This window comes from Rhodospirillales bacterium (assembly GCA_023898805.1).
GTDB lineage: Bacteria > Pseudomonadota > Alphaproteobacteria > Micavibrionales > UBA1664 > UBA6145.
The window spans coordinates 304,783-318,754 of sequence record CP060260.1; the positions used below are offsets into that span (position 1 = coordinate 304,783).

Genomic DNA, 13,972 nt, shown 5'->3' on the forward strand with positions numbered 1-13,972 from the left:
TTTTTGAAAAACGATATGAAAATGGGTTGACTCACCCGCACGCCCGGTAACAATGAGCTGACATAAAACGGGGAGAAACCATCCATGCCCAGCCTGTCCCTCGCCCTGCGCGACGCTGCCGCAAATCTGCTCGCCTTTGGGGCCAATCAAAAACAATATGACACCCGCAATAAGTTCGTACGCACTCTGGCCAGCATTTTCAATCAAGCGGCCAACGACCCACAGGCGGCCGACGCGGTGATCCACCTTCTGGAACAATACGCGGTGCTGGACCCTGCACAGGCCACGGAAAATCTGTTGCGTTTTGCAGGCTGGATGGCCCAGGACATGCGCGTCGCTAAAATTTACCCCAAACTGGAATCATGGGCGGAATCCGGAACGGCACAGGCCTATTTCCATGATTTAATGAACAAATATGTCGACTGGACGCACGAGGAACCGGGGTTGCTCCATCTGGTCGGTGCGCTGCATTACGGAACCGATGCGCTGACCTCCGAAAACGCCGATCTGTTCACGCGCATCTCGACGCTTCTAGCCAGACGCGAAGACCTGCACGATCAGGTCGCCCCGGTGATCAAGGCGCTGATCGAACGCGCCGACATCCCGCAGGAGATCAAGGCCCGCGCCCTGTGGACACTGGAAAAATCGCGCGATCTTCAGGAAGATATCGCCGCACTGGACGAAGACTTTTTCACGCGCGCAGCCTTCCCGGTCTACAGAGCCCATATCGAAGAAAAGGAATCCCTAGGCGAGCAGATGAAACGCATGCGCACTTCGGTTTTCAGCCTTACGCAGGACAACCGCCTTGCTCCCGTTGTGTTGGAGATGTTCGACACAATCCACGCCCGCGTTCTTAACCACCCGACGCAGATAGAAGAATACCGGAACAACGCAACCATCGCGGCCGATTTCGCCCACACCATCGCCACGGATGCCTCACCCGATTTCCCGGCGCTGAAAGAGCGCGCCTTTGCCGTATCCCAGCCGCAAGCCATCGCTATAGAAAAATCAAAAGCATCAGACGCGATTGAGCGCATAAACGAAGTAAACCGCTTCAGAAAAATCATTGAATACGCAATTTCCTACGCACGCGCCGAACGTGACAAAAAAATACCGCCCGCGCGCATTGAACGCATAATCGAACTGATCCTTCCCACTTTGGATACCGTGCTGGCATTGCCCGCCGAACAATCGCAGGAAATTCTAAAGGATATTCAAAAAACGCTCTTCGACTACAATATCCCCCAACTGCACAACGCCGTGTTCAGCCACCTGTTTGAAAAAATACCAGCGACCGAACGTACGAAGTTTCTGGATGGACTGACATCCCCCGATGCGTCCGGCCGGTTTTCAAAGGCGCTCGAAGATTGTTTCGGTATTCCATTTCACAAAATTACCGCCAACATGGTCGAAACAATTCTGGCCGCGCTACCCGACGATGCCGCACGCCTCAATTTCGTTTACGACGAGGCATTAGGCGGCACGCTGCCCGACGAACGTTTCATCGGTCTGGTCGCATCCGTATCGGCGCAAAACGCCGCTCTTGCCTGGCCGGTGGTGCGCAGTGCGTGCGAATCCGCCTGTAATTTTCTGGATTTTGAGGAATCTCAGGACGACCGGGAACAGCGCCAACAAATCCGCCTCCTCACGGGCCGCACGCTTCAGGCCTACATGCCCCATGCCTACCTGCTGCCCCCTGAACACGGACCTGCCTTGGCCATCGTTCTGGACCGCGTGCTGGAAAAGGCGCAAACGCAGGATTTCGGCCTGACACGGGAAGATCTCACGGACATGGAGCTATTCGTCCATAATTACGATGGACCGGTCACCGCCAGACACCCGGCCTTCGCGCTGAAAATCGAACCCGCGAAAAATCCGGCGCCCGCCATGGCCTGACGCGCTGCCACGCGCCCTTTGCTGAAAATCGACATGCGCGCGTCCGGTTTTTGTTGCGCGGCGAATCTTCCTTGCGATATTTTCAATAAAAAACAAGGAAGGACGCCATGTCGGCCCCCGCGAATACGCCTGTCGATACCCCAAAAAACCTGCTGCGCCGCGCTTTCGACGCGGTGCGCGCTTATGCCCGCGAAAACAGGGGCCAAACCGGCGCGATCGCAGCGGCGGCGGGTTTGATGGTCACGACGTCGCTGACCGCCCCCGTGCTGGCCACGACCGCGGGCGCGGGCGCCTTGATGGCTGCGTCGTTCTACCTGCTTGCCAAGACCAGCGATGCGCTGGTCGACAGCGCGGCCGCACTGGGCCGCAAGCTGAACATGTCCGAATTGCTGATCGGTCTGGGGCTTGGCGCGCTTACCTCCCTGCCCGAACTTCTGGTGTCGTGGAACGCGGTGCGCGATGGCGTACCCGCACTGGGGATCGGCAACATCGTCGGCTCCAACATCGCGAACATTCTGCTGATTCTGGGCGCGACCGCAGCGGTCAAGGCATTGCCCGCAGCCAAGGGCAATGCGTGGAAATTCAACACCGCCGCCATGGCCTGCGCCACCGGCCTGTTCGCCCTGCCCTTGATGTACGGCGCGATGCCGCCGGTGCTTGGTGCCTCGATGCTGGGGCTAAGCCTCGCCTACGTCGTCGGCAGCTACGTCTTCAACAAACAGGATTTGAAAGCGGCCAAAACCACCGCCGCAAAAAAACAAGCGCTGGAAACGATCGAGCCACATGCGCTCCCCGCACCCGATTCTGCCGAACCCGGCCATCCGGATGCCGCGCCCGCATGGCTGAATACCGTATGGGGCCTTGCCGGTCTGGGCGGTCTGATGGTTTCGGCCGACATGCTGGTCGCGGGCGCCTCGCGCTTTGCCACCGGCATCGGCATCACCGAAGCGCTGGTCGGCACGTTGGCCGTCGCAATCGGCACCTCGCTGCCCGAACTGATGGTCAATATCAAATCGGCCCTCAAGGGCAAGGGTGAGATCGGCCTGGGCAACGTGCTCGGCTCCAACATCTTCAATATCCTGATGGTCGGCGGATTCATCGCCAAGGAAGGCGTGAACGTGCCCGCAAACTTCATCCCCCAGGCAACGCCGACGGGCCTGCTTAATTTCGCAGCCTTCACGGCATCGGCCGGTGCGCTGGCTTATACCCTGTTCAAGAACAAGGGCGCATTGACCCGCAAACAGGGGATGATCGCGCTGGGTGCTTATGCGGCCTTCGTCGCGGCATCGGTAATGCTGGACCCAGGGGCAAGTTCTGCCCCGCCTGCCCTACAACCGTCCGCGATATCCGCGCCCGCAAACCCGAAACTTTAGGCAATGCCGTGGAAATAACCGTCTGGGATTTCAATGGCGTGGTCGTCGATGACATCGACGCGCATCGCATCGCCTTCAGCGCCGTGCTGACCCGGATATTCAACAAGCCGCCGATTGATTGCATTGATGACACGCGCCGTCGCACCACCGTTCCATACAGCGCGGGCTTTCTTGCCGCCGGCATCGACGAGGCGGACCTTAAGGCCCGCCTGCATGAGATCGACAACCTGTACCATGGTGCGTATCTGAATCACCCGCACGCCCTGCGGGCGCGTGACGGCATATATGATGCGCTGGCCGTGGTCGAACAATTGGGCGGGCGCAACATCCTGCTTTCGAACACACGCCCCGATGTGCTGGAACACCAGCTCGACCAACTCGGTCTTTCCCGTGCTTTTGCTTGGAAATCCTGCTGTGAAAAACGCATGGAAACGGGGTTCCGCTTTTCAAAATCCGGGCGGCTTCAGGCCTATTTCAACGGACTTTGCCAATCGCCCGTTCGGGGGATCATCGTCGGCGACTCGATCGAGGAACCGATGGTGGCCAAGGAACTTGGCCTTGCCAGCATCGCACTAACCGGCGGCTGGTTCGACCATGACCGTCTGGCGGCCAGCGGCGCGGACTATCTGGCGCATTCGCTTGCCGAAGTCGCAAAAATCATCCGCACCCACCGTTTCACCCTATAACGATCGATTTTCGGTCTAACGCGGCGTCATGCGCACGACGCGCGGATCACCACTAAGATACCGCACGTCTTCGGGCGTCATATCGCCGACGATCAGCCCTTCGTCTGCTCTCAGGTCTCTGCTGGCAACCCCGCACAATCGCGCCAGATCGCAAAACAGGCACGTCAATGCACGATCGCCCACCGTCTTGATGGCGACTCGAACCAGACGTCCCTCGGCTTCGCAACGTAAAAGGTCGTTACGCAGCCCCGGCGCCATAACGTCTTCTGAATCTTCCGGCATAAATCTCGCTCAGGTGAAGGAATAAATCTACACGCGCAAAAATGGGTGCTTCGCATCCTGAAATCAATCCATGCCACCAGAATGTCATATGCGACCCTGTAAAAATTCAGGGTAAACATCCGTGGAACAATCAGGGGCGCGCAAGCCCCAACGCGCCCGCCCCGGCGCGAACGCGCCTGGCCCAGGCATCAAGCGTGCCGTCCACGCCAAAGGTGACGTTGTTTTCCGCGCCACGCACGTTGTTGCACAACCCAAGCCCCAGCCCGCCGCCGCATGAGGTATGATCCAGCGCGACACTGAACGTGATGCCGGGCAACAACTTTGGAAACTCCATTCCTGCTTTCGCATAAATCTCGAACAGAAAACGCGAACCGGTATGGGCTTTGCCGTCTGGGCCGGGCCTCGTATGGATCAGCCTCTCATAGGCCGAACTGCCGGTCTTGAGCGAAGGGCCGACGCCCGCGCCAAGCGTAAATGCCACCGCATCGCCTGCATACGGCGTAAAGTTCAGCATCGGGATCAGGAAAACCCGCGTATGGCCGTCATTGCCGAAATGCTGGTTGACGCCCAGCATCACATCGATGGCCGGCTTGAAGAGTACCTGCTCGAAACGTTTGAGCGTATAGCTGGCATCCGCGCCGATCGTATAGGTATCAAGGAACGAAGCGCGCCCCGGATGCAGGAACAAAGCCGATGTCTGGCCCTTGACCGCGCGCGCGAAACGAACGCCAAGTCGCAAGCGGCACGGATCCAGATTCCACGGCATCGACCAGCCCGATTGCGCGCCGCAACCTGTGTTCACCAGCGCCGCCGCATTCGGCAGCCCGCCATAAGAATTTTTATCCGCTGCCTGCGCACCCGCCAGCCCGGCCCCTAGCGCAAGAAATGCGCCCGACACCGCCCCGGCGATGCGCCCGAAAATCCCTGATACCATCACACCCTCCGCTTTATATGCCCTTTTTTGTTTGAAACATATATAAGCGCGAATATGTAATATGTAAACAAATTCAACTGCGCGATATTGACGCACGTCTTACGAAATGGCGCACCCTGGTCAAAGCCGCAGAGCATTACCATCCAGAAAGCAAATATGACTCAGGCAACTTTTTCGATCATCTGGTCAAGGCAGGCCATCACTTGCTCGGACGCCAGTTCGAGAAGCCGGTATTTCTCCATGGCCTCATCGAGGTTCCCGCGCGTCGCAAACTCAAGTGCCTCGACCCCATACCGATGGACGTCCCGGTGTGGCTGATGCAACGCTTGAAAGGCGGGATGGTTTTTATAGCTATCGGCTTCGGAGCCCACACACCACTGACCAAGATGACAGGCCGTGTCGTCCTTGATTTCCTCAGGCTTCATGTGCGCTCTTCCGGCCATGAAATCGAGAAGTCGCTTCTTCCAGATAATATGCTCGGCCTTGGCCAGAAACAGGTGCTTGTGGGGTATGTCGCGATTCCCAAGCATATTCAGTAGCGAGAAGATTTCCTTCTCGATATTCCCAAGCGCGTTGGTGCTGGTTTCAAGCGATGCGCTGTTTTGCTGCGTGCGCAGGGCGACCTGTCGGATGCTTTCCGAAATCTGCATGGTCGCGCTGGATTGATGGCCCAGTTGTTCGGAAATATCGTTCATATACTGAGTATTTTTTTCGACAAGCGCACCAACATCCTGCATCCGTGCGGCCATGGCTTGCATCGCCGCACGGCCTTTGCCGATGGCGTCGGTGTTGCGGTTCATCGTCGTGACGATGGCGCTCATTTCCTGCTGCAGCCTGCCGATCCGCGCGCCGATATCCTCGGTCGCCTTGGCTGTCTGGCTTGAAAGATTCTTGACCTCGTTCGCCACCACGGCAAAACCCTTGCCCGCTTCACCGGCGCGCGCGGCCTCGATCGTCGCGTTCAGCGCCAGAAGGTCGGTCTGACCCGCGATGTCCTCGATCGATGATAATATCTGCCCGATGGCCTCGGACGCCTGCGAAAGCTGCGTAACGCGGGTGGCTGCGTCATCCACGTTTTTCTCCACTGCCTGAAACTCATTCATCGCGGTGCGCACGGCGCCCCGCGCGTCTTCCGTTATCCGTAGCACGTCGTTGGAAGCAACCACGGCCTCCGCGCTTTTTTCCTTCAGGCTTTCGATTACCTCGACAACATGCTGGGCGGAATGTGCCATGCCTTCCGCCTCCTTCGTCGTGGCGCGGATACCGCGAATGAAATCCGTGTTGGCGATGGTCCCTTCGTTAACGGTGATGGAGATCGTCACCGCGTCCTCAAGCATGGTTTTCTCGAAGGACGAAAGCTCGCCCTTGCTTTTTTCCATGGCGGCCAGCGCCTCGTTGACGCTGGTGACATACTGGCGAAACTCGCCGCGCAACCCGCGTGTGACGATTTTCCTGTAAAACCGTCCTTCCAGCGCGGCGCGCATCGCGGCATTCGCCTCCTTGGAAAAGGCTTCGGCCAGATCCATGAAACGGTTGATGTTGCGCAACATGTCACTGTCCGTGCTGTTGCCGCGAATGCCAAGGACACGGACGCTCAGATTGCCTTCGGCCGCCTGCGCTAGCGTCTTTGAAGCCTTGTGGACGTTGACCGCCATCCGCAGAAGATCGGAAAGACCAAGAAGCGCTAGTACGGACGCACCGCAGGCAAGCCCGGCAAGCGTGGCATCCCCCTCGCGATACAGCGCGATGCCGACGCCCCCGGAAAGACAGGCGCCGACAACGCACGCAATGCCCGATTTAGAGACTGAAAACAAGCTCGTCATAAGCCATCCCTTTATCGGCAAGAAGGTTCAAAACCATGTTGAAGGATGACTGCATGCCTTCCTTGCGGTTGGCGAAACGCGCTTCCTCCTCCAAAAGCGCGGCATAGACCGGAGAAATCGCATCGATCGCCCTGCGCTCGACCGACCGGCGGAAGGACGTATAGCCGACCAGTTCTCCATTCGGGCTGTAATCCGGCGTAACATGCGCGAACACCCAGTAATAATCGTCGTGCTTGGAACGGTTGACGACGTAGGCGAAAATTTCATGCCCGGCCTGAATCGTATCCCAAAGCAGCTTGAACACGCAGCGCGGCATGGCCTTGTGGCGCAAGATGCTGTGCGGCTGCCCGATAAGTTCGGATTCCGAATAACCCGCGATGCGCATCAGCACATCGTTGCAATAGGTAATCCGGCCCTTGAGATCCGTCTTGCTGACGATGACGTCGTCCTCGCCCAAAAACAATTCCTTGCCGGTAAGCGGCAGCACGCCCATGATTCGCACCTATGTAAAAAAGACAAATGAAATTATGAGGTTAGCTGCACTGTGTGTCAATGCACGGAACCAAAAACAAATAAAAGTCGAAACGGCGGCGAAAGGGCGAAAGAAGGCGGGAAATTTCAGGCGGTTCTTATGAATCGAAATTGATGCGCCCGGCCTCGACCACATGCGGCAATTTGCGAACATGCGTCTGGATCGAAAGCACGTATTCACCCAAAAGCCCCAAAAACAGCATCTGCATCGCGCCGAAGAAAAACACCCCGATCAGGATCGGCGCGGTCCCCATGCTGAACGTGTCCCACGCCACGATCTTTGCGATGAAATACCCAGCCGCGCACAGCAGGCTTAAAAATGCGACGCCGAACCCGACCAGTGTCATCAGCCGCAACGGCAACTTGGAGTGCTTGACGATGCCCAGCATCGCCATGTCGTAAAGCGAATGGAAATTCTGGCTGGTCACGCCGCGCTTGCGGCGCGGCTGGACAAACGGCACGGTGGCGATGGGAAAACCGATCTCGCACACCAGCCCGCGAAAATACGGATAGGGATCGCCCAACCCGCGCAAAATGTCGATGACAGCGCGATCGAACAAGCCAGACCCGGTCGCGTTCTGCACCAACGGAACGTCCGATATCCGCGCGATGGTCCTGTAATACAGGCGCCGCAGCCAGAACATCAAGAATGCCTCCTCGCTTTCCGGCTTTACCGCCATCACGGTTTTGAAGCCTTCCTCCCATTTCGCGGCGAACTGCGCGATCATTTCCGGTGGATCCTGCAAATCCGACGCGATCAGCACCACCGCATCCCCGCGCGCCTGCAACAACGCGTGGAAGGACGAACGGATATATCCGAAATTGCGCGCGTTCAGGATCACCTTGACGTGACGGTCGCGCGCCGCGATCGCGCGCAGCATCTCGACCGTCCGGTCGGTCGAGCAATTATCGATGCAGATATGCTCGTAATCGTAAGGCAGGGTCTGCATCACGGCGGCGATGCGCTGGCACAGCTCCTCGATATTATCCTGCTCGTTGTAAACAGGCGTGACGATGCTGATCGTTTTTTTCATGAGGCCTTCCCGGTGGTGAATACGAAACGCTGGCACAGATAATAGGTCAACACCGCCTGCGGCAACAAGACCACCAGTCCGGCGGCGTAATCGTTCAGCCCGCACTGCTGCAAAACCGCGATTCCTCCGACATTGAACCCATAAGCCACGGCATAAACGCCCACGAAATGCACAATGCGGCTATTGTCGCCTGACCGGAACACCAAAACGCCCGTGGTCTTGAAATTGAACAAAACGCCAAGGACCAGCGCCACGCCCGACGCCAGCGCATAATGCGCGCCCGACGCGATCATCACGGCATAAACGCCGTATCCGAACAGCGTGTTCAAACCGCCCACGGCCAGAAAGCGCACGAACCGCGATTGCAGGACTGCGTGCAAATTCATATTCCCGCCTCGCGATACCACGCCAATGTACGCATGATCGCCTCCATCGCCGGCACGCTGATCGTAAGCCCAAGCTCATCGCGCGCGCGGGCAATGTCCGGCACGTACCACGCGGGTGCCGCGCCCGGCACCGGACTTCCGTGCACGTTGATTACAGGGCTGGAAATCCCCGCCGCCTGCGCGACCATCTCGGCCAATGCCAGAATCGACATCCCCTCATCCGAGCCGACATTATAGGCGCGCGCACCCTGCCCGCGCGCCAGAATGGCCCAAAGCCACGCCGCCAGATCGACGCCGTACATATACGAACGCCGCGGCGTCCCGTCGCCGCGAATGTCGAACACCCCGCCCGCCAGCGCGTCGCGGATGAAATTCCCCGCCGCGAACTGCTTGTCCAGCGCCAGATGCGGCCCTATTTGCGCGAACACCCGCGCGGACGGACACATGATGCCGTGCGCCGCGCCATAGGCCGCGCCCAGCCATTCCGTCACCGCCTTGCCGATCCCATAAGCCGATTGCGGCTGATCGGTCCGCGGGCCGCCACCATAAGTTTCCGCCACATGCGTCATCCCCGGCGGGATCGGACCGTACACCGCCCCCGAACTTAAAAGCAGCACCCGCCGCACCCCGCGCGCAACGCAAAAATCCAGCACCCTGCGCGTCCCGCCCACGGTGACGTCGAATGTTTCAAGCGGCGCATGTTCCGCGATCACATCGGTCGCGGCATGGATTGCGAAATCGAACGCCCCGTCAGGAAACACAAAATCGCGCACGTCGCCTTGTATGAATGACAGCACCGGGCTGGCGGCGATTGCGGGACACAGCTGCGCGAACCTGCCTGGATCGCGGCTCAACACCACCGCCCGCACATTCAGCTCCAGCGCGGCATCGGCATGAACAAGGCTTTCCAAAAGCCAGCGGCCGACATACCCCGTCCCGCCGGTCACGAACAGCCGCGCACCCGCAAGCGCCCGCAAATCGGGATCGGCCAGCGTTGCGATCGCATCAAGGTCGCGTTGCGGTATGACGCGTTTTTTACCCAAGGGCCAGAACCTCCCCGATCCGTTCGTCGAAACTCAGAGTATTGCCGTGATGCGTGGCCGCCCGCCATGACAACAGGGATTTCAGAACAACGACCAGCGCCATGATAGACACCTCCACCCCGCGCCCCAACCCGGTTTTTTCAAGGATATCCCCGCCGTAAAGCGCGCGGTTTTCAAAAAATGTCAGCCAGTACAGATAATCATACCCCGCCACGCCCCAGAACGCGTCCTCCCAATCCACGGCGATCAGCGTTCCACCATGCACCAGAATGTTCTTCGGCCCCAGATCGCCATGGCACGCCTGTTTCGGCAATCCCGGCAATACGGCCCCCAAATCTGAAAAACGCGACTGCACGGCCTGCGCGCAAGAAGGCGAAATCATCCCCGCCGCCAGCATCGCCGCAACCCCGGCCGTTCCGCGCGCCAGCAACGCCGCCAGCGTATCGCCTTCGGGAATGCACCCGCGCCCATCAAGCCGTGGCGCATATGCGCGGGTCAGGGAAAGAATATCGGTAAGGACCGGGCGCGCGACCGGCGGCGCCAGCCGGTCCATCACCAGCCATAACCGCCCTGCCGCCTCGCGGCTTTCAACCCATAGCGCATCGCCATGCGCCTGCGCCAGAAGCCGCGCTTCCTTGGCCAGATCGCGCGCATCGGCGCGGTGTGTTTTTATGAAGACGGGCTTTGCGCCCAGCCGCGCGGTGTAACAGACGCCGAGCGTCCCGCCGCCGACCGGCGCCACCGCCGAAAGCCCCGCGCCCAGTGCATCGCCCAGCATACGGAAGGAATTTTCGTCCGGCGCAGGCAGGCGCACCCCCGCATCCACCCCGCCGGCATCGTCGAAATGCCGCAGCTTACTCAGCACGGTAATAAGGCGCCAGGTAATCGATCTCGTCGTATTTGAAATGCCGCGCCAACGCCGTGGTGCCCTGAACGATCTGCGCCTTTTCCGCGTCGTTCAGCTCGTCGATCACGGCCTTGTTGTAATCCCTCGTGCTTTTCAAAACCGTACCCCACGGTGCGATGCTTTCCTTGATCTCGACCCCATTCCAGCTTGGATACAACATTGCAGGCTCGAACCCGACGCCGATGAACGACGCCACGTCGCGCATGAACGTCTCCTTGTTTTCGACCAGATCCTCGTACCGGAAGATGCGCACGTTTTTGGGATACATGCGCGCGAACATCTCCACCGTCGAGTGATAGATGTTCCATGTGATCAGGTATTTGGTCAGCGGCTGTGGGAACGGGCGGCGCTTGGTGTCGCGATAGGCCGAAAACGGATTGCGCACGATATGCATGATGCGCACATCCGGGAAATCGCGCACGATGCGGTCGGCGTCGATGCCGATCGCGGGCGAATACCCCACATAATGCATCCCCGCGACCGGCTTGGCGTAATAATTCGTCCACGCGGCGAAGGTCGAACGGAAAAACGCCTCGATCACGCGCGCGCGGCGATGCGGCCATTCCGTGCCAAGAAAATCCGTGAACGCCTTGATGCGCGCGGCCTCGTCCAGCTGGCAGTCCGCGTCCTTGAACTTCGAGCCGTTGCGCTTGCGCAAAAAGGTCTTCAATTCCTCGTCGATGATCTGTTCGTACAATTCGCCCGCGCTCAACCCTTCGGGAAATTCGGGATAGCGGTACTGAACACGCTCGACCGAGGCCAGAAAATCGTTGAAGCTGCGGTTCCCCAGCTGCGATTCAAACGGATACACCAAAAGCTGCGAATGCCCGTCCAGATGCCGGTGGGTGACGTTCCCCCCGTGCTCGAACCCCGCGGACACCATGACCAGTTTAAAATCGCTCATAATATGAAACCCTTATCTTTCTTGCAGTGCTGGTTTATCGCGTTTACCGGCCTTCAGGCAAGCCCGTTAAGCCTCGCCGGTAACGATCAACGGGATCCTGAATCGCGCGTTCGGTCAGATAGGCAAAGACAAGGCTGGCCGCAACCGCCCATCCGACCAGCGCCAGATCCGCAAGCCCCATGGCCTGCCCCAGCACCACCAAAAGGAAATGGTTGAGGTAGACCCCATACGCGATATTGCCCAAAAACAGGTCCAGCCGCGCGCTCGCGCGCTGGAACAACAGCACGCACCCGCTGCACAATACGGCCAGCATCGCGGCATGATGGCGCGGCCCCCCGGTTTCAAGACTGGCATCCCCCATCACGAACAATGTCCCAAGCATCGCCGCCAGCACCGCGTAGCGGAACGGGTATACCCGCGCCTTGATCGCCTCGACCCGTGGATCGACCGACACCAGATACAGCCCGTACCCCAAAAGGAAATACGCAAAATTCCCGACCGGCAGGAAATACGCCATGCGCCAGCCGCCGTAATACAAAAGCGCGTATTTGATGACCATGAATACGACGACACCAACCGCACAGCGAAACACGCTCATGTAACGAAACAGCAACGGCACGCTTGCGTAAAACAGCAACTCGCTGGCGATCGACCATCCCTGCCGCACCGGCAAAAGAAAATGCAACGGCTCGGCCACTGATAAAATATCCTGCCCGAAAATCGCAACGACGCTGGCCCACACGCTGGCCAAGGTCGTCGTGCCTATATCCGGCTGCGCGTGAAACAGATCGAAGACGTGCCGGTAATCGCCCGGCTGTCCGCGGACGGCGAACGCGCACGCCGCCGTGACCAGCACCAAAAGGGCATAAGTGGGATAAAGCCGCAAAAACCGGTTCAGGTAAAACAGCCGCGCACCGTTTTCGATCCGGCTGTATCTGGTCGTATACACCGCCGCCATGTACAGGCCGGAAAGAACGAAAAACGCCTCGACCGCCGCCAGCGGCCCGATATCGCGCATCGCATAACCCGTATGCGAAACCAGTACCAATAAAGCCAGAAAGAACCGGACAAAACCCATCAGCGACCGCCGCCCGCCACACGCTGCATATAGGCGTCGATGTCGCCCAGCGTTCGCGCCCGCATGTCCGCCCCCGCCAGATGCGCCTTATGCCATGCCACGATGCGTTCCAGCGCGGCGTCCAGCGTCCACACACCGCGCCAGCCCAGTTTTTCATGCGCCTTGCCGGAATCGAGCGTCAACAGATGCGCCTCGTGCGGTTGCGCGCGCGCATCCAGCGTCCACGTTGCGCCATCGCCCCACAGCCCGGCCATTTTTTCGACGATATACCCGACCGGGCGCGCATCCTGCGCATCGGGGCCAAAATTCCAGCCTTGCGCGAATTCCGGCCCCGAAGCGTACAATGCCTGCGCCAGCGTCAAATAGCCCGCCAGGGGCTCCAGCACATGCTGCCACGGCCGCACGGCATCGGGTGCGCGGATCACGACCGCCTCGCCCGCACCGAACGCGCGCACCATGTCGGGGATCAGTCGGTCCACGGCCCAGTCGCCCCCGCCGATGACATTGCCCGCGCGCGCCGTGGCCACCGCCACGCCGTGCCGGGCATAATCGGCAACCGGGAAAAACGAATTGCGATACGCCGCGCTTACCAGTTCGGCGCAACCCTTGCTGCTGCTGTACGGGTCGAACCCGCCCATCGCGTCGTCCTCGCGATACGCATAGTCTTGTTCCCGGTTCTCATAGCATTTGTCGCTGGTGACGTTGACGACCGCGCGCACGCCGGGGCTTGCGCGCACAGCCTCGAACAGATGGACGCTGCCCATTACGTTGGTGGCATAGGTTTCGACCGGCTGCGCATAGGACAACCGCACCAGCGATTGCGCCGCCATATGGATGACGATTTCAGGCCGCGCATCCCGCATCGCGCGCGCCAGCACCGCCGCGTCGCGTACATCGCCCGTAATCGAATTCATGTCGCGCGCGACATCGGCCACGGTAAACAGGTTCGGTTCGCCCGGTGCCGCAAGCGCATAGCCCGTAACCTCCGCCCCCATATGACGCAACCACAAAGAAAGCCACCCGCCCTTGAACCCGGTATGCCCGGTCAGGAATACGCGCCGCCCCCGCCAGAATTCTGCGTTTACGCCCATTTTT

The 13,972-nt window shown here is 59.5% G+C and carries 14 protein-coding genes; 3 read left to right on the forward strand and 11 right to left on the reverse strand.

Annotated features, from left to right (window positions below; translation table 11 throughout):
- The first annotated feature begins 84 nt into the window (after positions 1–84).
- From H6866_01560 to H6866_01570, 3 genes are all read left to right on the forward strand, one after another.
- Complete coding sequence (locus tag H6866_01560; GenBank protein USO07937.1) at positions 85–1,896, forward strand: hypothetical protein; 1,812 nt, start codon at positions 85–87, stop codon at positions 1,894–1,896.
- Between the two features lie 107 nt (positions 1,897–2,003).
- Positions 2,004–3,269 carry a sodium:calcium antiporter gene (locus H6866_01565; GenBank protein USO07938.1) on the forward strand — a complete coding sequence of 422 codons (1,266 nt, stop codon included), beginning with the start codon at positions 2,004–2,006 and terminating at the stop codon, positions 3,267–3,269.
- An 8-nt stretch (positions 3,270–3,277) separates the two neighbouring features.
- Complete coding sequence (locus H6866_01570) at positions 3,278–3,955, forward strand: HAD family hydrolase (GenBank protein USO07939.1); 678 nt, start codon at positions 3,278–3,280, stop codon at positions 3,953–3,955.
- A 15-nt stretch (positions 3,956–3,970) separates the two neighbouring features.
- Here H6866_01570 and H6866_01575 read toward each other — a convergent pair whose 3' ends face one another.
- The 11 genes from H6866_01575 to rfbG form a co-directional block, all read right to left on the reverse strand.
- Positions 3,971–4,237, reverse strand: coding sequence for a hypothetical protein (locus H6866_01575; GenBank protein USO07940.1), 267 nt, complete (start codon positions 4,235–4,237; stop codon positions 3,971–3,973).
- Between the two features lie 130 nt (positions 4,238–4,367).
- Positions 4,368–5,171: an acyloxyacyl hydrolase gene (locus H6866_01580; protein ID USO07941.1), complete on the reverse strand. Its 804-nt coding sequence runs from the start codon at positions 5,169–5,171 to the stop codon at positions 4,368–4,370.
- Positions 5,172–5,332: 161 nt separating this feature from the next.
- The gene (locus tag H6866_01585; protein USO07942.1) at positions 5,333–6,994 is read right to left on the reverse strand and encodes a CZB domain-containing protein; all 1,662 of its coding nucleotides are present in this window, start codon (positions 6,992–6,994) and stop codon (positions 5,333–5,335) included.
- Positions 6,969–7,487 carry a PAS domain-containing protein gene (locus H6866_01590; protein ID USO07943.1) on the reverse strand — a complete coding sequence of 173 codons (519 nt, stop codon included), beginning with the start codon at positions 7,485–7,487 and terminating at the stop codon, positions 6,969–6,971. Before H6866_01590 ends, H6866_01585 begins: the two co-directional genes overlap by 26 nt.
- 136 nt (positions 7,488–7,623) lie before the next feature.
- Positions 7,624–8,559 carry a glycosyltransferase family 2 protein gene (locus H6866_01595; protein ID USO07944.1) on the reverse strand — a complete coding sequence of 312 codons (936 nt, stop codon included), beginning with the start codon at positions 8,557–8,559 and terminating at the stop codon, positions 7,624–7,626.
- Positions 8,556–8,945: a GtrA family protein gene (locus tag H6866_01600; GenBank protein ID USO07945.1), complete on the reverse strand. Its 390-nt coding sequence runs from the start codon at positions 8,943–8,945 to the stop codon at positions 8,556–8,558. The genes H6866_01595 and H6866_01600 overlap by 4 nt, the downstream gene beginning before the upstream one ends.
- Positions 8,942–9,988, reverse strand: a complete 1,047-nt coding sequence (locus H6866_01605; protein USO07946.1) for an NAD(P)-dependent oxidoreductase — start codon at positions 9,986–9,988, stop codon at positions 8,942–8,944. Before H6866_01605 ends, H6866_01600 begins: the two co-directional genes overlap by 4 nt.
- Positions 9,981–10,853 (reverse strand): phosphotransferase, encoded by an 873-nt coding sequence (locus H6866_01610; protein ID USO07947.1) that lies wholly within the window; start codon positions 10,851–10,853, stop codon positions 9,981–9,983. The genes H6866_01605 and H6866_01610 overlap by 8 nt, the downstream gene beginning before the upstream one ends.
- Positions 10,843–11,799 (reverse strand): sulfotransferase, encoded by a 957-nt coding sequence (locus H6866_01615; protein ID USO07948.1) that lies wholly within the window; start codon positions 11,797–11,799, stop codon positions 10,843–10,845. The genes H6866_01610 and H6866_01615 overlap by 11 nt, the downstream gene beginning before the upstream one ends.
- Positions 11,800–11,842: 43 nt before the next feature.
- Positions 11,843–12,877, reverse strand: coding sequence for an acyltransferase (locus H6866_01620; protein USO07949.1), 1,035 nt, complete (start codon positions 12,875–12,877; stop codon positions 11,843–11,845).
- The gene (rfbG, locus tag H6866_01625) at positions 12,877–13,968 is read right to left on the reverse strand and encodes a CDP-glucose 4,6-dehydratase (protein ID USO08548.1); all 1,092 of its coding nucleotides are present in this window, start codon (positions 13,966–13,968) and stop codon (positions 12,877–12,879) included. The genes H6866_01620 and rfbG overlap by 1 nt, the downstream gene beginning before the upstream one ends.
- Between the last annotated feature and the right edge of the window lie 4 nt (positions 13,969–13,972).